Genomic DNA, 18,129 nt, shown 5'->3' on the forward strand with positions numbered 1-18,129 from the left:
GCACGGCGCCAGAATGCTGACATCCGCCCCGCCGAAGTAAGGAAGCCCGATGCCCGATCCTGTCGCTGCGAGCCTGCGTCTTGCGCCCGAAGCCCTGACCCGGCCGTTTTCCGCTGAACAGTTCGCTTTTTCCACCACCAATGATCTGGAGCCTTTTCGCGGTGTGCTTGGCCAGGAACGTGCGGTCGAAGCCTTGCAGTTCGGCGTCGCCATGCCGCGTCCTGGGTACAACGTATTCGTCATGGGCGAGCCCGGTACTGGCCGCTTCTCGTTCGTCAAACGCTACCTCAAGGCCGAAGGCAAGCGCCTGCAAACGCCGTCGGACTGGGTCTATGTCAACAACTACGACGAGCCACGCGAGCCGCGCGCGCTGGAGTTGCCACCGGGCAGCGCCGGGGCGTTCATCAGCGACATCGGCGGTCTGATCGACAACCTGCTGGCAACCTTTCCAGCGGTCTTCGAGCACCCGTCCTACCAGCAGAAGAAGAGCGCCATCGACCGCGCCTTCAACCAGCGTTACGACCGCGCCCTGGATGTGATCGAGCGCGCCTCGCTGGAAAAGGACGTGGCCCTGTACCGCGACAGCAGCAATGTCGCCTTCACCCCGATGGCCGACGGCAAGGCGCTGGATGAAGCCGAATTCGCCCAGTTGCCGGAAACCGAGCGGGAGCGTTTCCACGACGATATCGCAGTCTTGGAAGAGCGCCTCAACGAAGAGCTGGCGAGCCTGCCGCAATGGAAGCGCGAATCGAGCAACCAGCTACGCCACCTCAACGAAGAAACCATCACCCTGGCCTTGCAGCCATTGCTGGCGCCGCTGTCTGAAAAGTACGCAGAAAACGCCGCCGTCTGCGCTTATCTGCAGGCCATGCAGGTCTACCTGCTGCGCACCGTGGTCGAACAGCTGGTCGATGACAGCAAGACCGACGCCCAGGCGCGCAAGCTGCTCGAAGAGCAGTACGCGCCAAGCCTGGTGGTCGGCCATCACGTCAGCGGCGGCGCGCCGGTGGTGTTCGAGCCGCACCCGACCTACGACAACCTGTTCGGCCGTATCGAATACAGCACCGACCAGGGCGCGCTTTACACCACCTACCGGCAACTGCGCCCGGGTGCCCTGCACCGGGCCAACGGCGGTTTCCTGATCCTCGAAGCCGAGAAGATGCTCAGCGAGCCGTTTGTCTGGGACGCCCTCAAGCGCGCCTTGCAGTCACGCAAGCTGAAGATGGAGTCGCCGCTCGGCGAGTTCGGCCGCCTGGCCACCGTCACCCTCAACCCGCAGATGATCCCGCTGAACATCAAGGTGGTGATCATCGGCGCACGGCAGTTGTACTACGCCCTGCAGGATCACGATCCGGACTTCCAGGAGATGTTCCGGGTGCTGGTCGACTTCGACGAAGACATCCCCATGGTCGACGAGAGCCTGGAGCAGTTCGCCCAGTTGCTCAAGACCCGCACCAGCGAGGAGGGCATGGCGCCGCTGAGCGCCGATGCGGTGGCGCGCCTGGCCACCTACAGTGCGCGCCTGGCCGAGCACCAGGGGCGTTTGTCGGCGCGCATCGGCGACCTGTTCCAGCTGGTCAGCGAGGCGGACTTCATCCGTCACCTGGCCAACGACGAAATGACCGACGCCGGGCATATCGAGCGCGCCCTCAAGGCCAAGGCCACCCGTACCGGTCGGGTGTCGGCGCGGATTCTCGACGACATGCTGGCCGGCATCATCCTGATCGACACCGACGGCGCCGCGGTGGGCAAGTGCAACGGCCTGACCGTGCTGGAAGTCGGCGATTCGGCTTTCGGTATACCGGCGCGGATTTCCGCCACGGTCTACCCGGGTGGCAGCGGCATCGTCGACATCGAGCGCGAGGTCAACCTCGGCCAGCCGATCCACTCCAAGGGGGTGATGATCCTCACCGGTTACCTGGGCAGCCGTTATGCCCAGGAATTCCCCCTGGCGATCTCGGCGAGTATCGCCCTGGAGCAGTCCTACGGTTATGTCGACGGTGACAGTGCGTCGCTGGGCGAGGCTTGCACGCTGATCTCGGCCTTGTCGAAAACCCCGCTCAAGCAATGCTTCGCCATCACCGGCTCGATCAACCAGTTCGGTGAAGTGCAGGCAGTGGGTGGGGTCAACGAGAAGATCGAAGGCTTCTTCCGCCTGTGCGAAGCACGTGGCCTGACCGGCGAGCAGGGGGCAATCATCCCGCGCGCCAACGTCGCCACTTTGATGCTCGATGAGCGGGTGCTGCAGGCGGTGCGCGCCGGCATGTTCCACGTCTACGCAGTGAGCCAGGCCGACGAGGCCTTGAGCCTGCTGGTCGGTGAGCCTGCCGGTGAGCCGGATGAAGAGGGCCAGTTCCCTGAAGGCAGCGTCAACGCCCGGGTGGTGGAGCGCCTGCGGGTAATCGCCGAGATGATCAGTGAAGAGGACCTCAAGGAGGCAGAAAAGGAGCAGGCCGAACAAGCCCTGGCCCAGGTCAAACCGTCCTGATTTGAGTGGTACGAGTCAAAAAAACGGCGCTAAATGGAACATGACCATTCGGCGCCGGTTTTTCCACGCATGGGCGGAATTCTTCTATTCTTCAGTTCAGGGACAGTCGTAGGTACAGGAATGAGACAGCCTTCACCTGAGGGCTGAACAAGGGTTTACCGAGGACCTTCGCCATGCCGCGCAGCCTCAGCCTCACCCGTCAATGCCTGGGCCTGGTGACCCGCATTGAATGCAGTATCCGCCCACTGGCCGGTGACAACGGCATGTGGACCCTGCTGTTTGCCGCCGGCATGGCTGGCGAGCAGCCTTCTGCGATCAAGGCCCAGGGGCCGTTTCACGGGCCGTTCGTGGCCGAATCGGTACTCAACGCCATTGTCGACAGCCTGACCCTGCACGGTTATCAGCTGGCCGACGATCCGCAGATCTGGTGCGTGCACCTGCAAGCCCAGCTGCGCCGGATCAACGGCGAACGCGTCCATCACGTCGGCGACTTTCAGTTCCATCCGGAAACCTGAGACGCCTGCGCCACGCCTGTGGCAGCGTGCCACGGGCTTTTTCTGTCATGGGTGGCTGTTATACTCGCGCTCGCTTTTTTGCCAACCTGACGAGTTTTCAATGGAACGTATTATCGAAAATGCGATGTATGCCTCGCGCTGGCTGCTCGCGCCGATCTATTTTGGTCTGTCGTTGGGCCTGCTGGCGCTGGCACTGAAGTTCTTCCAGGAGATCTTCCACGTCCTGCCCAACGTCTTCGCCCTGGCTGAAGCCGACCTGATCCTGGTGCTGCTGTCGCTGATCGACATGGCCCTGGTTGGCGGCTTGCTGGTGATGGTGATGATTTCCGGTTACGAGAACTTCGTCTCGCAACTGGACATCGACGAAGACAAGGAAAAACTCAGCTGGCTGGGCAAGATGGACTCGTCTTCGCTGAAGATGAAGGTCGCTGCCTCGATCGTGGCGATTTCCTCGATCCACCTGCTGCGGGTGTTCATGGACGCGCGCAACATCGAGACCCAGTACCTGATGTGGTACGTGATCATCCACATGACCTTTGTGGTCTCGGCCTTTGCCATGGGTTACCTGGACAAGGTCACCAAGCACTGATCAGGCGTTGAGCCGGTCAACAACCGCCCGTCCGTTGCAAAACGGACGGGCGGTTGCGTTTTTGCCTTGTGCTTTGTACACGGCTGTACAAAAAATGAACGGTCACTCGAAGTTCCAGTAATGAGGTATCGCAATGAACCTTCAACAACTGAGCACCGAGGCCAGGGCCGGTCATGTCGAAGAGCTCAATCTGATCGCCATCGAAGGTGGTGACTTTTTGATTGAGGCCCGGGTAAAAGGCCATGCGCATCCGTTAGTGGATAAGCTCGGCAAGCGTCTGCAAGTGCATTCGGTGGTCGATGCGCAACGCCTGCTTGAAGGCTTGCCCGCTGTGCCGCTGCACCTGGTGCACTGGTCGATGGACGACGAGATGTGTGGCGGCGGCGATGCCGGTGACAGCGACCTGAAAATACCGATGCCACGCCGTTCTGCCTGGTAGCTGATCTGCGCCAGCGCAGTGTGCTAGGCTGCTCGCCCTTTTCATAAAGGGCGCGGCTGTCATGCGCCCTGCAGCGGAGCAAGCAAATGTCCGAACTCAACCTGTCTACCGACGAAACTCGCGTCAGCTACGGCATCGGCCGTCAGCTGGGTGGCCAACTGCGTGACAACCCGCCACCAGGCGTAAGCCTGGACGCCATCCTGGCCGGCCTGACCGATGCCTTCGACGGCAAGGAAAGCCGCGTCAGCGAAGCCGACCTGTCGGCCAGCTTCAAGGTCATCCGCGATATCATGCAGGCCGAAGCGGCTGCCAAGGCCGAAGCGGCCGCTGGCGAAGGCAAGGCCTTCCTGGCTGAAAACGCCAAGCGTGACGGCATCACCTCCCTGGCTTCGGGCCTGCAGTTCGAAGTGCTGACCGCAGGTGACGGCGCCAAGCCAAGCCGCGACGACAGCGTGCGTACCCACTACCACGGCACCCTGATCGACGGCACCGTGTTCGACAGTTCCTACGAGCGCGGCCAACCAGCAGAGTTCCCGGTCAGCGGCGTGATCGCCGGCTGGACCGAAGCCCTGCAACTGATGAATGCCGGCAGCAAATGGCGCCTGTACGTTCCGAGCGAGCTGGCTTACGGCGCTCAGGGCGTTGGCGGCATCCCGCCGCACAGCGTGCTGGTGTTCGACGTCGAGCTGCTGGACGTTCTGTAAGAACGTCAGAGGGCCTTTCGGCCCTCATCGCTGGCAAGGCCAGCTCCCACAGGGTTGGTTCACACCGGTCCGTTGTGGGAGCCGGGCTTGCCCCACGATGCTGTTCAGTTCCAATCGGTCCCACCGCCAGGGCGCAACGCCCGCGCATAGCAGAACAGGAACAGGTTCCTCACCAGTTCCTTGAGCACACTCGGCTCACTCGAATTCAGGCCATTGAGATCCAGGTCACCCTGGTCGCGCAGTTCGTCCAGTGCTTCTTCTTCAAGCACGGCACAGACCTCGCCGGTTTCCCGGTGCAGGATGCGCAGGTATGGATGGGGGCGGTCAAGCCAGGCGTCTATCAGATAAGTCATGGCTATTCTCCTTGAAAGCGTTCAATGAGAATAATTCTTATTATCAAAATAGCAAGTGCCTATCGGCGGTTTTTTCCCGGCTGTGGGCTGTCGAGGCCGCAGGGCGGCCCCGAAACCCACCAGAATCAGACCTTGCGGACGAATTCCGATTTCAGCTTCATCGGGCCGATGCCGTCGATCTTGCAGTCGATATCGTGGTCGCCATCGCACAGGCGGATGTTCTTGACCTTGGTGCCGACCTTGACCACCAGCGAGGTGCCCTTGACCTTGAGGTCCTTGATCACGGTGATGGTGTCGCCGTCCTGCAGGACGTTGCCCACTGCATCCTTTTTCACCGTTTCGTCGCTGGCCGCTTCGGCTTCACCGGCAGCCGACCACTCGTGGGCGCACTCGGGGCAGATCAGCTGGGCGCCGTCTTCGTAGGTGTATTCGGAGTTGCATTTGGGGCAGGGTGGCAAAGTGCTCACTAAGGTTCCTCAAGACGTACAGGTACAAAACCTACATTGTATAGGGTTTTGACCGTCTGAGGCTAATCGGGCCCATCGAGCGATGGGCCGGAGCAGGGGATCAGTGCGTGCGGGCGACGGCGAACTCGCTGAGCTCGACCAGCGCATCGCGGTACTCGCTGGCTGGCAGCACGTCCAGGCAGGCGATGGCGCGGGCCACGTAGTCGCGGGCCAGCTTGGCGGTGTAGTCCAGCGAACCGGACGCCTCAACGGCTGCGCGGATGCTCTCGAGGTCTTCGATGCCGCCTTTCTGGATCGCCTGACGTACCAGCGCGGCCTGTTCGGCGGTGCCTTCGCGCATGGTGTAGATCAGCGGCAGGGTCGGCTTGCCTTCGGCCAGGTCGTCACCGACGTTCTTGCCCAGGGTCTGCGCGTCGCCCTTGTAGTCGAGCAGGTCGTCGACCAGCTGGAAGGCCACGCCCAGGTGGTCACCGAAGGTGCGCAGGGCTTCGCTCTGCTCCTCGGAGGCCTGGGCCAGGGCCGCGGCGCTGTGGGTCGAAGCCTCGAACAGCATCGCGGTCTTGCCGCGGATGACGTCCATGTAGACTTCTTCGGTGGTGCTGGCGTCGCGCACCTTGGACAGCTGCAGGACTTCGCCTTCAGCGATCACCCGGGTGGCCTTGGAGAGAATCTGCATGACCGGCATCGAGCCCAGTTCGACCATCATCTCGAACGAGCGCGAGTACAGGAAGTCACCGACCAGCACGCTCGGCGCGTTGCCCCACAGGGCGTTGGCGGTCGAGCGGCCACGGCGCATGCCGGACATGTCGACGACGTCGTCATGCAGCAAGGTGGCGGTGTGCAGGAACTCGATGGTGGCGGCCAGCAGGCGCAGGTCGTCGCCTTCGCGGCCCAGGGCCTTGCCGCACAGCAGTACCAGCAGCGGGCGCAGGCGCTTGCCGCCGGCCGAGGTAATGTAGTCGCCGATTTTCGATACCAGCGGTACACGCGAAGTCAGCTGTTTCTTGATGATCTCGTCAACGGCGCTGAAGTCGTCCGCTACCGCACGGTAGAAAGCTTGGGGTTGCATCGGCCACAGGTGCTCCATAAAGGTTGCGCGGCATGCTAGGTCGCGGGTCCCGGCGTGTCAAGGCGCGCTGCCTGCGGGCCGGGGGTGGGACTTGCAAGCAAAGCGGGGCTTGCGTACAATCGCGCACCCTGAACTTCCTGGGCAGCACCTGCCTTACGCAATTGCACTGGGCCGTTCCAGCCCTATGCAGCCATGCCAGCCAATACTCTTCCTATAAAGAGCTGGGTGAGCAGGATTATCGGAGAAATACCCATGTACGCAGTAATTGTTACCGGTGGCAAGCAGTACAAAGTCGCCGAAGGTGAATACCTGAAAATCGAAAAACTGGAAATCGCCACTGGCGAATCCGTGACTTTCGACCGCGTTCTGTTGGTTGCCAATGGCGACGACGTGAACATCGGCGCTCCAGTCGTTGCTGGTGCCAAGGTTGTCGCTGAAGTGATCTCCCAAGGTCGTCACGACAAAGTTCGCATCATCAAGTTCCGCCGCCGTAAGCACCACATGAAGCGTATGGGCCACCGCCAGTGGTTCACCGAAATCAAGATCACCGGTATTTCGGCGTAATCGCCTGAATCCATTTCTGGAGAATTGAACCATGGCACACAAAAAAGCTGGTGGTAGTACCCGTAACGGTCGCGACTCAGAAGCCAAACGCCTTGGCGTGAAGATGTATGGCGGCCAGGCTATCATTCCTGGCAACATCATCGTGCGTCAGCGCGGCACCCAATTCCACGCTGGCTACGGCGTTGGCATGGGCAAGGATCACACCCTGTTCGCCAAGATCGCGGGTAAGATCAAGTTCGAAGTAAAAGGCGCCTTCGGTCGTCGTTACGTGAGCGTTGTCGCCGAGTAATCGCGCGAACGCTGGAAAAGCCCTGTCTCGCGACGGGGCTTTTTCGTTTGTGGGGTGAGTCTCTTGCAAAGCTGTTTGTATGGGCTGCCGGCGTGGGTTGTTACTGTCGTGACGGGGCCGCCGCGCTCACTTTTGCAAGAGCCTTATGTCTTTGTGTCACTCAGCTCGTCCAGCTGACGAGAGGCGGTTTTTATGAAGTTTGTTGACGAAGTATCGATCCGGGTCAAAGCCGGTGATGGCGGTAACGGTTGCATGAGCTTCCGCCGCGAAAAATTCATCGAGAACGGTGGTCCCAACGGCGGTGACGGTGGCGACGGCGGCTCCGTGTACATGGTTGCCGACGACAACCTCAACACCCTGGTCGACTACCGTTACACCCGTCACTTCGAGGCCCAGCGCGGCTCCAACGGCGGCAGCACCGACTGCACCGGCAAGAAGGGCGACGACCTGATCCTGCGCGTGCCGGTCGGCACCACGGTGATCGACTCGGCCACCCAGGAAGTCATCGGCGACCTGGTCAAGCCAGGCCAGAAGCTGATGGTGGTCCAGGGCGGCTGGCACGGCCTGGGCAACACCCGTTTCAAATCCAGTACCAACCGTGCGCCACGCCAGACCACCCCGGGCAAACCGGGTGAGCAGCGTGATCTGAAGCTGGAAATGAAAGTACTGGCTGACGTCGGCCTGCTGGGCTTGCCAAACGCCGGCAAGAGCACCTTCATCCGCTCGGTATCGGCCGCCAAGCCGAAAGTCGCCGACTACCCGTTCACCACCCTGGTGCCGAACCTGGGTGTGGTCAGTGTCGACCGCTGGAAGAGCTTCGTCATCGCCGACATTCCCGGCCTGATCGAAGGTGCCTCCGACGGTGCCGGCCTGGGTATCCGCTTCCTCAAGCACCTGGCGCGTACCCGCCTGCTGCTGCACCTCGTCGACCTCGCGCCGCTGGATGAGAGCAGCAGCGCCGATGCCGCCGAAGTCATTGTCAACGAGCTGACCCAGTTCAGCCCGTCGCTGGCCGAGCGTGACCGCTGGCTAGTGCTGAACAAGACGGACATGCTGATGGACGACGAGCGTGACGAGCGGGTCAAGGAAGTGGTCGAGCGTCTGCAGTGGGAAGGTCCGGTTTATGTGATCTCGGCCATCTCCAAGCAGGGTACCGAGCAGCTCAGCCGCGACATCATGCGCTACCTCGAAGATCGCGCCGACCGCCTGGCCAACGACCCGGCCTACGCCGAAGAACTGGCTGACCTGGATCAGCGCATCGAAGACGAAGCCCGTGCCCAGCTGCAGGCCCTGGACGACGCCCGCGCCCTGCGCCGCAGCGGCGTCAAGAGCGTGCACGACATCGGCGACGACGATGACGACTGGGATGATGAGGACGACGAAGACGGCCCGGAAATCATTTACGTGCGCGACTGATTCGTTGCAGTACACTAAACGCCGCTCTCAGGAGCGGCGTTTTGGTATCTAAAGATCTGAATAGGTTGGAAGAAGATGCGGAGCAAGGTGACGGGTGCGCAGCGCTGGGTCGTGAAAATCGGCAGTGCCCTGCTGACAGCAGATGGCAAGGGCCTGGATCGCGCGGCCATGGGTGTCTGGGTCGAGCAGATGGTGGCGTTGCATGAGGCAGGTGTCGAACTGGTGCTGGTGTCGTCCGGGGCGGTTGCCGCCGGGATGAGCCGTTTGGGCTGGGCCAAGCGACCGAGTGCGATGAATGAGCTGCAGGCGGCGGCTTCGATCGGCCAGATGGGCCTGGTGCAGGCCTGGGAGTCGAGCTTTGCCGAGCATGGCCGGCATACCGCGCAAATCCTTCTGACCCACGACGACCTGTCTGACCGCAAGCGCTACCTCAACGCCCGCAGTACCCTGCGCACCCTGGTGGAGCTGGGCGTGGTGCCGGTGATCAACGAGAACGACACGGTGGTCACCGACGAGATCCGCTTCGGCGACAACGACACCCTGGCGGCGCTGGTGGCCAACCTGGTGGAAGCCGACCTGCTGGTGATCCTTACCGACCGCGACGGCATGTTCGATGCCGACCCGCGCAACAACCCCGACGCGCAGCTCATCTACGAAGCCCGCGCCGACGATCCGGGCCTCGACGCGGTAGCCGGTGGTACCGGCGGCGCCCTGGGCCGTGGCGGCATGCAGACCAAGCTGCGTGCAGCGCGCCTGGCGGCGCGTTCCGGTGCTCACACGATCATCGTTGGTGGTCGCCTGGAGCGCGTGCTTGACCGGCTCAAGGCTGGGGAGCGCCTGGGCACCCTGCTGTCGCCCGAGCGCGGCATGCTCGCCGCGCGCAAGCAGTGGCTGGCCGGGCACCTGCAGACCCGTGGCACCCTGGTGCTCGACGAGGGTGCGGTGAAGGCGTTGCGCAAGGACAACAAGAGCCTGTTGCCGGTGGGCGTCAAGACCGTGCAGGGCAGCTTTCGCCGTGGCGAGATGGTGGTCTGCGTCGGCCCGGATGGCCTTGAAGTCGCCCGGGGCCTGGCCAACTACAGCGCCCTGGAAGCACAGAAAATCATTGGCCAGCCATCGGACGCGATCGAGACCCTGCTGGGCTATATCGCCGAGCCGGAGCTGGTGCACCGCGACAACCTGATTCTGGTCTGAGGAAATACGTGTGTTCAAAGGGATAGTTGCAGCGGCGCTGCTGGCATTGCCGGTACTGGCGTCGGCCGAGGAGATTGGCCAGGTATCGACGGTGTTCAAGATCGTCGGGCCGAATGACCGCATCGTCGTCGAAGCGTTTGATGATCCGAAGGTGGAAGGCGTGACCTGCTACCTGTCGCGGGCCAAGACCGGCGGTTTGAAAGGCGGCCTGGGCCTGGCTGAAGACCGTGCCGAAGCGTCGATCGCCTGCCGTCAGGTCGGGCCGATTCGCTTCAAGGAACAGCTCAAGGACGGCGACGAGGTGTTCAAGGAGCGCACTTCGCTGGTGTTCAAGACCATGCAGGTGGTGCGCTTTCTCGACAAGAAGCGCAATACCCTGGTCTATCTGGTGTACTCGGATCGTGTGATCGAAGGTAGTCCGCAGAACGCGGTAACGGCGATTCCGATCTTGCCGTGGGCTCAGTAAAACCGAGTTGAATGCATCGCCGGCAAGGCCGGCTCCCACAAGGTCCTGTGCATGCAGTCCCTGTGGGAGCCGGCCTTGCCGGCGATGGAGCCTGAAAGGCCCCCAAAAGAGGCCTCAGGCCGAAGCTTCTTCCTCTTCTACCCGCACCACTGCCTTCTCCACATCACGGCGGCTGATGTACTTCCAGTCGGCCTCGTCAATGTAGATCCCGTTCGGCCCACTGCCGCCTTCCAGGTCGATGGCGACATGCGCCGAAACCTGCGGCTTCACGCTCGCCAGAATCGGTACGAAGCCCAGCTGCAAGCTGGTTTCCAGCAGCGCTGCCTGGTTGCGTTCGTCGATGTCGGCCGCCTCGTCCAGGTAGTACGGCAGGCGTACGCGGCCGGCCAGGTCGCGGTCCATCAGGTGCAGCAACAAATACATGTTGGTCAGCGCCTTGATGGTCATGGTGGTGCCGTTGGACGCCGCACCGTCGATGTCGGTGTGGATCACCGGCTGGCCACCGACCTTGGTGATCTCGAAGGCCAGTTCGAACAGATCCTTCAGGCCCAGCTGGTTGTGGTTGGCTGCCACCAGCCTCGCCAGGTACTCCTTGGCCTCTTCGTTCTTGTTGTCCTGCTCGGCGCTCTGGCTCAGGTCGAACACCGACAGGGTCTCGCCTTCCTCGTACTGGCCGGCGCTGTGGATGATCTGGTCGATGTGCTTGAGCGCTTCCTTGTTCGGCGCCAGGACGATGCGAAAGCTCTGCAGGTTGGAAACCTGGCGCTTGTTGATCTCGCGGTTGAACAGCGCCAGCTGGTGCTCGAGGCTGTCGTAGTCGCTGCGGATGTTGCGCAGGGTCCGGGCGATGTCGGTAACCGCGGCGCGGCGCGCCTTGCCCAGGGTCAGGGCTTCTTCGGTGCGGTGCGAGTAGGCGTTGATCAGCAACTGCAGACGGCGCTCCATGTCGTCTTCGCTGTCGAACTTGGCCACGCCTTTGAGGCGTACCTGGGCATACAGCGCTTCGATCTGGCCATCGACCCGCAGCAGGCCCTGCCAGCTGTCCTGGTAGTCGTTGAGCAGCGGCAGCAGGTTGTCCATGCTGTCGTCGACCGGCTCCATGAACGGCGTACCGAACGGCAGGTCGGCGGGCAGCAGCTGGCGACGGCGCAGGGCGTCGTCGAGGGTGCGCTGCTTGGCTTCCATGTCGGCGATCTGGCGGCCGACCAGTTGCAGCTTGGCCGACAGTTGCTGGACGCGTTCGGTGAAGGCGTCGCTGGAGCGCTTGAGTTCGTCCTGGGCGGCTTCCATCTGCGCCAGCTGTTCCAGTTTGTCGCCTTCTTCGGCGGACAAGGTCTGGGTGCGGCGGAAGTCTTCCAGAGCCTTTTGCGCATCCAGTACCTGCTGGTACAGGGCTTCGGTCTGGGTCTTGCTCGCGGCGCGGTCGGCGGCTACGGCCTGTTGGGTCTTGAGCTGCTTGAGCTCTTTCTCCAGGCGTTCCTTCTGGTCGCGCAGGGCGGCGCGGTCGGCCAGGGCCTGCAGCGCTGGTGGTTCGATGTGGGAGAGGTCGATGGACAGGCCCGGGGCTTCGAAGCGCTCGCCCTTGAAGCCGTCGAGCACCGCTTCCAGGGATTTGACCCAGACATCGCTGTCGTCCAGCTCGATGCCGCGCTCGCCCAGCGGCAGGCTGAACAGCGCACCGTTGAACAGGCGCATCAGGCGCTCGACGTCCTGCTGCGAGAACTCTTCACGCAGGCGTGCATAGCTGTTGTTGTCGGCATGATCGAGCTGCTGCTTGACCGACTTGAGGCGTTTTTCCAGCTCGCGCAGACGCTCTTCGAGGTCTTCGGCACTGAACTGGCGCGACTGCGCCAGGGCGCCGGCCAGTTCGTCGTGGGCGTCCTTGGCGGCCAGCAGTTGCTGTTCCAGGACCTTGACGTCATCGACCAGGGCGAAGCGGTGCTTGAGCACCGACAGCTCGCCAAGCCAGCGCTGCACGCCAGTGATCTCGCGCTCCAGGCGCATCAGCTCCTGGGTGCCGCCACGCTGGTCGTTCTGCAGGCTGTCCTGTTCGTTCTTGTAGTGTTCGGCCTGGATCACCAGCTCCTCTTTGCGCGCGCTGGCGTAGTCCTGCCAGGTGCCGAGCAGCGAGTCGAGCAGTGGCGACAGGCGATGCAGTTTGCCGCGCAGGATCTCGCGCTGGGCCACGCCGTTGGCCAGGGCCTCGACCAGCGGGCCGGCGGCGACCAGCGAGTTGTAATCCTGCTCCATGCGCCGTACGTCGCGGAAGGCTTCTTCGCAGGCGGCGATGTAGTCGACGCTACCGGAACGCAGGCTGTGCTCGAAAGCATCGAGGAACAGCTGCTTGAGCTTGGCCGCGGTGATCTCGCGCATGTGCAGCAGGTTGATGAACAGGGCGCGGAAGGTCTTCAGGCTCTGCTCGCTGGTGGAGCGCAGCGGGATCAGGGTCAGGTCCAGCGGAATCGAGGTATGGCCACCCACCAGCAGGCGGCGCAGCTCGTCGGGCTTGAGCTCGTAGGCTTTCAGGCCGTTGCGCTCGAGGTTGCTGAACAGCTCTTTCTGGCGCAGGCAGGTGTCGTTTTTCTGGTAGTGGGCCAGGTCCAGCTCGCCGGCATAGGCGAAGAACTGGTGACCGAAACCGCCACCCGGGCCGCGGCCGACCACGCCGATCACGTGCGGGCCATGAGGCAGGTTGACCTCGCAGAGGATGTAGCTGGTGTCGCTGGCAAAGTAGAAGCGCCGCGACTGCTCCAGGCTGTATTTGCCGAAGCTCATGTCGGACATGCGCGCCAGGATCGGGAACTGCAGGGCGTTGATCGAGGCACTCTTGCCCAGGTTGTTGGCACCGTAGACCGACAGCGGGTGTTCCAGGGGGAACAGGCCCAGGCTGTAGCCGGCGGTGTTGAGCAGTGCGAAGCGGCGAATGCCGTAGCGTTCCTGGCTCATGCGTCAATCTCCTGTTGCTCTTGCGCAATGGCTCGGGCCAAGGCGTCTTCTTCGCTTTCTTCGAACGGGCTGAGGTCCAGTGGGTCGTCGGTACGGTTCAGCTCTTCCGGGCTTTCTTCCTCGACCAGCACCGGCGTTGGCAGCGGCAGGGCGCTGTGCAGGCTGGCGGCCAGGTCGCGGTCCTGCTGGACCGACAGGCAGACGTCGAGGAAGCGGTGCATCGGCGGCAGGAAGCGGTAGATGCCGTTCTCTTCGTGGGCAAAGCCGAGCTGGGTCATGCGGCGCATGATCTTCTCTTCCAGCTCGTCCGGGGTCTGCACTTCGGCCTGGATGAACAGGTCGCGGTACTTTTCCAGCAGCGAAGGCAGCTCGTCGCGGCCCAGGCTGCCGCCGTCGAGGACCGACATCGGGTCGCGGCCCTGGTCGGCCAGGTGTTCGACCAGGATGAAGGTGAACAGCGACAGGCGCTGGGCGGTCTTGTTGACCTGGGCGGCGGCCAGGTCCGGGACGAAGTAGTAGAAGCCGCGGGTGTCGCACACCAGTTCAAAGCCCAGGGCCTTGAACAGGCCACGGTACTGGTCCTGGAAGTTCGACAGTTGGGCGTACAGCTCCGGGTCGCGGCGGCTGATGTGGAAGCCCTTGAACAGCTCGCGGAAGATCGGTGCGAGCTGGGACAGTTCGGAAAGATCAAGATGCATGGGCGGGGCTCGCAGTTGGCTCAGGCGATGGTTCGCGGCTCGATGTCAGAGCGAAGGAACGCAGGCTGACCAGGTGTTCGCGGGTGGTGTATTCACGGCGCTCGAGGCGCTCGCGGGCAAAGCGTTTTTCCCGCGACAGGCGCGAGAACCAGTACAGCAGCTCGTCGGTGGCGCCTTCGGGCTCCTGGTCGAGCAGCCAGACCATCAGGTCCGGCAGCGGCAGGGCGTCTTCGCAGCGTTCGAGCATTTCCTTGACCGTGCGCGGTGCGCGCGGGGCGTCGCCCTTGTGGCTCTTGTGGGCCTTGGGGAACTGCGCAGGCTTTGGCTCGAAACGGGCCAGGGCATAGACGTAGGCTTCGACCTGGCTGGCGCTGCCGAGGAAGGTGCTCTGCGGGCGGGTGAACAGCGGCATGGCGGCTTGCGGCACGGCGTCCAGGCCCTTGCGGCGGATCACCGACAGGGCCAGGGCGGCGCCACGGGTCACGGCGTTGTGGCGGCGGGCTTCTTCACGCAGCGGCAGCAGCAGTTCACGGGCATGGCGCAGGGTCAGCTGGGCGCTGGTCTGCATTTCGAGGATGCGCGCGTGGGTACGCAGGAGCATGTCGTCGTCGACCAGATGGCCGAGGCGGGCCTGCTCGCCGAGCAAGCGCAGCAGCACGGTCTCGACCTTGCGCACGCCTTGCTCGAAGGCGCCGTCGGCGTTGACCAGCTGGATCATCGGCTCGACGTATTCGTCCCAGGTTGCCAGGACTTCGGCGTAACGCTGGCGCAGGGGGATCTGCCGGTCGCTGGTCTTGGCCCGTTCGGCCACGGCGACCAGCGCCTGTTCGTCGTTGTCGAGCTTCTTCAGGACGTCGCGCACGCGCATGTCGAGCAGGCGCAGCTGGCGCGCCAGGTCGTTGCCGTCGCGAATCTCGAAGGCATCCTGGATATGCCCGGCCAGGCGCTCGAGGTGGCGCAGGTAGGCTTCGATCTCCAGGCACAGGCCCAGGCGGTGCTCGCGGCGCAGGTACGCCAGAAAGTCATGGATCTGGGCGTTGAGCTCGAAACGGTTCGGGCTTTTGGCCACCGGCACCAGGATATCCAGGCGGATCCACACGTCGAGCAGGCTGGTGATGTCCTGGGGCGTGCTCTCCAGCTGCTGGGTGGCCAGTTGCTGGCGCAGTTCGGCCAGGCTCAGGGTGCCCCCGTCGAAGCGCTCGCACAACGGCTCGAGCAGGGCCCAGTGTTCGGCTAGGGCGCGCAGGACGCGCTTGGGTTCGATCATTGGCGGGTCGACTCGTTGCCAAATAAAAGCGCCGATTGTACTGCATCAGACGCCTGTCGATTCACCCCCTGATCGCTTGATCCTGCTGTCGGGCGGTTTTCTGCCGATCAACAGCGGCGCCGAACGGCGAACAACGTTAGAATATCGCCCCTGACTTATCCACAGATGGCCGATCCTTCTTGTTAATCGAGTCCCGCCGCCGCGCTTATCTCAACGCCATGCAAGTGGTGCATTGGCTGCCGCGTGCCGAACTGCCGTTCGCGGCACCATCGCGCCCGGAGCTGTTGCTGCCGGTGGCGCCGCTCGAGGAACAGGCGTTAGAGCCGCTTGAGCAGGCACCAGCGGCCGCCGTCGTGGCACCGAGTGCACCGGTGGTGCGCTCCGGCGAGCGCCCGAAGATCGAGATTCCGCGCCCCGGCAGCACCCCGAAAGTCGCGGCCAAACCGGTGGAAGAGGCCGAAAAGGCGCCGGTCGCTGCCAGGCCCGCACCGGTGCCGCCCCCGCGCTTTGCCCTGCAGTTGCTGCGCGCCGGCAATTGCCTGCTGCTGGTGGAACTGGCCACCGGCGAGCCGTTCCAGAGCCGCGACCCTTCCTATCTGTTGCTCAAGGACATGCTGCGCGCCGCCGGGCTGCCGGACAGCCCGCAGATCATCGGTGAGCCGGTGCGCTGGCCGTTGCTGGTGCGCGGCAACCTCGATCAGGGGCCGCAGGCGGCGACCGATTTCGTCCAGGGCTTTATCCAGGCCCGGCTTGAAGAAGCGCCGTGCGTCTGCCTGTGGCTGATCGGCCTGCCTGCCGTGCGCTTTGCCGGCGAGGCCAATGCCGAAGCTTATTATCGCGAGTTGCCGGTTGAAGGGCTGGGCGCTGCCTGGGCCTTGCCGGGGCTCGAACTGTTGATGGACGAGCCGCAACGCAAGGCGGACGTCTGGCAAGCCATGCGCCGGCTGATGGCGCGCTGGAAACCAAGCAATGAGTGACACGATCAGCTTCCGCCGGATGACCGAGGCGGATCTGGATGCCGTACTGAAGATCGAATACGCCGCCTTCAGTCACCCCTGGACCCGCGGGATTTTCCTCGACGGGCTCAAGTCCTATGAAATCTGGCTGATGTTCGAAGGCGAGCAGCAGGTCGGCCACGGCGTGATCAACGTGATCATCGACGAGGCGCACCTGCTCAACATTACCGTCAAGCCTGAAAGCCAGGGGCGCGGCCTGGGCCTGGCCCTGCTGGAAGAGCTGATGAAGCGTGCCTACGCAATCAATGGCCGCGAGTGCTTCCTGGAGGTGCGCGCCAGCAACCAGTCGGCTTATCGTCTGTACGAACGCTACGGCTTCAACGAAATTGGCCGTCGTCGTGACTATTACCCGGTAGCCGGCGGTCGCGAAGATGCCTTGGTCATGGCCTGTACCCTGTTCGAGTAGGGGTTCAACGCTCCGGCTTGCCGTCCAGCGGGTCGCGCCGGGCCAGCTCTGCTTCATCCAGGCCGTTGCCGCCGCCGATGTCACTTTGGTCGACTACGCTCAAGTCCCAGTCCGCAGGGTGATTTGCTCCCGGCTCGTTGGCTGAGCGGGCGCCGTCTTCGGGGATCAGGGTTTCCGGCTCGAGGTCGTCGTCGGTTGGGTCGAAACCGACATCGACGTTGGGGGTATCCTCGTCAAAGTGCAATTCTTCAACCGAGCTCATGGGGTCTTCGTCTTCGTCTTCATCGCTCGGGGCGGGCTGCGGGGCGTGAAGCGGGCGGTGTTTCTGGCTCATGGTCGATCCTCCTGCAGAAGGGCCTAAACGGTTGACCTGCCATTTGGCGGAAGATTCAAAGGCGTGACCTGAACAGGCCGGCGCCTGTCACAGGATGCGCATCAACCATGAGGCTTGCACATGCACGATCTACAAGAACTGATTGATAACAACGCGCGCTGGGCCGATGCGATCAAGCAGGAAGATCCGGATTTCTTCGCCAAGCTGGCGCGTCAGCAGACACCGGAGTTCCTCTGGATCGGGTGTTCGGACGCCCGGGTACCGGCCAACGAGATCGTCGGCATGCTGCCGGGCGACCTGTTCGTTCATCGCAACGTTGCCAACGTGGTGCTGCACACTGACCTGAACTGCCTGTCGGTGATCCAGTACGCGGTGGACGTGCTCAAGGTCAAGCACATCCTGGTCACCGGCCATTACGGCTGCGGCGGGGTGCGGGCATCGATGCAGGATCGTCAGCTGGGCCTGATCGATGGCTGGCTGCGTTCGATTCGCGACCTGTACTACGAAAACCGCGTGGAACTGGCCAAGCTGCCGACCGAGGAAGAGCGGGTGGATCGCCTGTGCGAGCTGAACGTGATCCAGCAGGTGGCCAATGTCGGCCATACCACCATCGTCCAGAATGCCTGGCACCGTGGGCAGAGCCTGTCGGTGCATGGCTGCATCTATGGCATCAAGGATGGGCGCTGGAAGAGCTTGAATGCGACCATCAGCGGCATCGACCAGTTGCCGCCGCAGTACCGGTTGCGTCCGCAGGACTGAGGCCATCGCGGGGGGAAACCCCGCCCCCCCCAAAGGGGGAGGGGGTTTTCCCCTACGTTTGGGTGGGTCAACCGGGTCACCATTGGGGGCCCACCCCCGCTCCTACTTAGTGGTACTGCGCCGACAGCTCGTGCACGGCGTTGATGAACG

20 protein-coding genes are annotated in these 18,129 nt (G+C 63.1%); 13 read left to right on the plus strand and 7 right to left on the minus strand.

Features of this window, described 5'->3' with window-relative positions:
• Positions 1 to 49: 49 nt before the first annotated feature.
• The 5 genes from ABM562_RS15585 (at position 50) to ABM562_RS15605 (ending at position 4,735) form a co-directional block, all read left to right on the plus strand.
• Complete coding sequence (locus ABM562_RS15585) at positions 50 to 2,488, plus strand: Lon protease family protein (RefSeq protein ID WP_233674639.1); 2,439 nt, start codon at positions 50 to 52, stop codon at positions 2,486 to 2,488.
• A gap of 173 nt (positions 2,489 to 2,661) precedes the next feature.
• Positions 2,662 to 3,003, plus strand: a complete 342-nt coding sequence (locus tag ABM562_RS15590) for a PA4575 family protein (protein WP_010226382.1) — start codon at positions 2,662 to 2,664, stop codon at positions 3,001 to 3,003.
• Positions 3,004 to 3,103: 100 nt separating this feature from the next.
• A complete protein-coding gene (locus ABM562_RS15595) occupies positions 3,104 to 3,592 on the plus strand; it encodes a TIGR00645 family protein (RefSeq protein WP_038997223.1) in 489 nt (162 codons plus the stop codon).
• 133 nt (positions 3,593 to 3,725) lie between these two features.
• Positions 3,726 to 4,031, plus strand: a complete 306-nt coding sequence (locus tag ABM562_RS15600) for a DUF6482 family protein (RefSeq protein ID WP_115088778.1) — start codon at positions 3,726 to 3,728, stop codon at positions 4,029 to 4,031.
• 86 nt (positions 4,032 to 4,117) lie between these two features.
• Positions 4,118 to 4,735 (plus strand): FKBP-type peptidyl-prolyl cis-trans isomerase, encoded by a 618-nt coding sequence (locus tag ABM562_RS15605; protein WP_460422545.1) that lies wholly within the window; start codon positions 4,118 to 4,120, stop codon positions 4,733 to 4,735.
• 104 nt (positions 4,736 to 4,839) lie between these two features.
• On the opposite strand, the gene ABM562_RS15610 is transcribed toward ABM562_RS15605, so the two are convergent.
• The 3 genes from ABM562_RS15610 to ABM562_RS15620 form a co-directional block, all read right to left on the minus strand.
• The gene (locus tag ABM562_RS15610) at positions 4,840 to 5,088 is read right to left on the minus strand and encodes a PA4570 family protein (RefSeq protein ID WP_038997219.1); all 249 of its coding nucleotides are present in this window, start codon (positions 5,086 to 5,088) and stop codon (positions 4,840 to 4,842) included.
• Between the two features lie 125 nt (positions 5,089 to 5,213).
• Positions 5,214 to 5,555, minus strand: coding sequence for a zinc ribbon domain-containing protein YjdM (locus ABM562_RS15615; RefSeq protein ID WP_095162336.1), 342 nt, complete (start codon positions 5,553 to 5,555; stop codon positions 5,214 to 5,216).
• 100 nt (positions 5,556 to 5,655) lie between these two features.
• Positions 5,656 to 6,624: a polyprenyl synthetase family protein gene (locus ABM562_RS15620; protein WP_010225693.1), complete on the minus strand. Its 969-nt coding sequence runs from the start codon at positions 6,622 to 6,624 to the stop codon at positions 5,656 to 5,658.
• A gap of 252 nt (positions 6,625 to 6,876) precedes the next feature.
• Here ABM562_RS15620 and rplU point away from each other — a divergent pair, with 252 nt between their 5' ends.
• The 5 genes from rplU to ABM562_RS15645 all read left to right on the plus strand — a co-directional run bounded on the left by rplU (position 6,877) and on the right by ABM562_RS15645 (position 10,553).
• Complete coding sequence (rplU, locus tag ABM562_RS15625) at positions 6,877 to 7,188, plus strand: 50S ribosomal protein L21 (protein ID WP_010225695.1); 312 nt, start codon at positions 6,877 to 6,879, stop codon at positions 7,186 to 7,188.
• A gap of 31 nt (positions 7,189 to 7,219) precedes the next feature.
• The gene (gene rpmA, locus ABM562_RS15630) at positions 7,220 to 7,477 is read left to right on the plus strand and encodes a 50S ribosomal protein L27 (protein WP_010225698.1); all 258 of its coding nucleotides are present in this window, start codon (positions 7,220 to 7,222) and stop codon (positions 7,475 to 7,477) included.
• A gap of 192 nt (positions 7,478 to 7,669) precedes the next feature.
• A complete protein-coding gene (cgtA, locus tag ABM562_RS15635; protein WP_115088776.1) occupies positions 7,670 to 8,893 on the plus strand; it encodes an Obg family GTPase CgtA in 1,224 nt (407 codons plus the stop codon).
• A gap of 75 nt (positions 8,894 to 8,968) precedes the next feature.
• Positions 8,969 to 10,087, plus strand: a complete 1,119-nt coding sequence (gene proB / locus ABM562_RS15640) for a glutamate 5-kinase (protein WP_115088775.1) — start codon at positions 8,969 to 8,971, stop codon at positions 10,085 to 10,087.
• Between the two features lie 10 nt (positions 10,088 to 10,097).
• Entirely contained in the window at positions 10,098 to 10,553 is a 456-nt protein-coding gene (locus tag ABM562_RS15645) for a CreA family protein (protein ID WP_177414911.1), read from the plus strand.
• 114 nt (positions 10,554 to 10,667) lie between these two features.
• Here ABM562_RS15645 and mksF read toward each other — a convergent pair whose 3' ends face one another.
• The 3 genes from mksF to mksB are packed head-to-tail and all read right to left on the minus strand — an operon-like array spanning position 10,668 to position 15,464.
• Positions 10,668 to 13,499 (minus strand): Mks condensin complex protein MksF, encoded by a 2,832-nt coding sequence (gene mksF / locus ABM562_RS15650; protein ID WP_233674637.1) that lies wholly within the window; start codon positions 13,497 to 13,499, stop codon positions 10,668 to 10,670.
• On the minus strand, positions 13,496 to 14,197 hold the full coding sequence (gene mksE / locus ABM562_RS15655; RefSeq protein WP_010225708.1) for an Mks condensin complex protein MksE: 702 nt from the start codon (positions 14,195 to 14,197) through the stop codon (positions 13,496 to 13,498). Before mksE ends, mksF begins: the two co-directional genes overlap by 4 nt.
• Positions 14,187 to 15,464, minus strand: a complete 1,278-nt coding sequence (gene mksB / locus ABM562_RS15660; protein ID WP_036993806.1) for an Mks condensin complex protein MksB — start codon at positions 15,462 to 15,464, stop codon at positions 14,187 to 14,189. The genes mksE and mksB overlap by 11 nt, the downstream gene beginning before the upstream one ends.
• A gap of 179 nt (positions 15,465 to 15,643) precedes the next feature.
• Between mksB and ABM562_RS15665 the strand changes: the two genes are divergently transcribed.
• The gene (locus ABM562_RS15665; RefSeq protein ID WP_115088772.1) at positions 15,644 to 16,441 is read left to right on the plus strand and encodes an energy transducer TonB; all 798 of its coding nucleotides are present in this window, start codon (positions 15,644 to 15,646) and stop codon (positions 16,439 to 16,441) included.
• Positions 16,434 to 16,886, plus strand: a complete 453-nt coding sequence (rimI, locus tag ABM562_RS15670; protein ID WP_134064331.1) for a ribosomal protein S18-alanine N-acetyltransferase — start codon at positions 16,434 to 16,436, stop codon at positions 16,884 to 16,886. The genes ABM562_RS15665 and rimI overlap by 8 nt, the downstream gene beginning before the upstream one ends.
• Positions 16,887 to 16,890: 4 nt before the next feature.
• Here the strand turns inward: rimI and ABM562_RS15675 are convergent, their stop codons facing one another.
• Positions 16,891 to 17,220: a serine kinase/phosphatase gene (locus ABM562_RS15675; protein ID WP_460422549.1), complete on the minus strand. Its 330-nt coding sequence runs from the start codon at positions 17,218 to 17,220 to the stop codon at positions 16,891 to 16,893.
• 120 nt (positions 17,221 to 17,340) lie between these two features.
• Here ABM562_RS15675 and can point away from each other — a divergent pair, with 120 nt between their 5' ends.
• Positions 17,341 to 17,979, plus strand: coding sequence for a carbonate dehydratase (gene can / locus ABM562_RS15680; protein ID WP_038997206.1), 639 nt, complete (start codon positions 17,341 to 17,343; stop codon positions 17,977 to 17,979).
• Positions 17,980 to 18,129: the final 150 nt, after the last annotated feature.

This window comes from Pseudomonas sp. ZL2, from assembly GCF_054788455.1.

Bases quoted from the DNA above. Each gene is read 5' to 3' on its own strand.
- cgtA (WP_115088776.1), top strand. From the start codon at position 7,670: ATGAAGTTTGTTGACGAAGTATCGATCCGGGTCAAAGCCGGTGATGGC.
- ABM562_RS15610 (WP_038997219.1), bottom strand. From the start codon at position 5,088: ATGACTTATCTGATAGACGCCTGGCTTGACCGCCCCCATCCATACCTG.
- ABM562_RS15605 (WP_460422545.1), top strand. From the start codon at position 4,118: ATGTCCGAACTCAACCTGTCTACCGACGAAACTCGCGTCAGCTACGGC.
- can (WP_038997206.1), top strand. From the start codon at position 17,341: ATGCACGATCTACAAGAACTGATTGATAACAACGCGCGCTGGGCCGAT.
- proB (WP_115088775.1), top strand. From the start codon at position 8,969: ATGCGGAGCAAGGTGACGGGTGCGCAGCGCTGGGTCGTGAAAATCGGC.
- mksB (WP_036993806.1), bottom strand. From the start codon at position 15,464: ATGATCGAACCCAAGCGCGTCCTGCGCGCCCTAGCCGAACACTGGGCC.
- rplU (WP_010225695.1), top strand. From the start codon at position 6,877: ATGTACGCAGTAATTGTTACCGGTGGCAAGCAGTACAAAGTCGCCGAA.
- rimI (WP_134064331.1), top strand. From the start codon at position 16,434: ATGAGTGACACGATCAGCTTCCGCCGGATGACCGAGGCGGATCTGGAT.
- ABM562_RS15590 (WP_010226382.1), top strand. From the start codon at position 2,662: ATGCCGCGCAGCCTCAGCCTCACCCGTCAATGCCTGGGCCTGGTGACC.
- ABM562_RS15620 (WP_010225693.1), bottom strand. From the start codon at position 6,624: ATGCAACCCCAAGCTTTCTACCGTGCGGTAGCGGACGACTTCAGCGCC.
- ABM562_RS15675 (WP_460422549.1), bottom strand. From the start codon at position 17,220: ATGAGCCAGAAACACCGCCCGCTTCACGCCCCGCAGCCCGCCCCGAGC.
- ABM562_RS15600 (WP_115088778.1), top strand. From the start codon at position 3,726: ATGAACCTTCAACAACTGAGCACCGAGGCCAGGGCCGGTCATGTCGAA.
- ABM562_RS15595 (WP_038997223.1), top strand. From the start codon at position 3,104: ATGGAACGTATTATCGAAAATGCGATGTATGCCTCGCGCTGGCTGCTC.
- ABM562_RS15585 (WP_233674639.1), top strand. From the start codon at position 50: ATGCCCGATCCTGTCGCTGCGAGCCTGCGTCTTGCGCCCGAAGCCCTG.
- mksE (WP_010225708.1), bottom strand. From the start codon at position 14,197: ATGCATCTTGATCTTTCCGAACTGTCCCAGCTCGCACCGATCTTCCGC.
- mksF (WP_233674637.1), bottom strand. From the start codon at position 13,499: ATGAGCCAGGAACGCTACGGCATTCGCCGCTTCGCACTGCTCAACACC.
- rpmA (WP_010225698.1), top strand. From the start codon at position 7,220: ATGGCACACAAAAAAGCTGGTGGTAGTACCCGTAACGGTCGCGACTCA.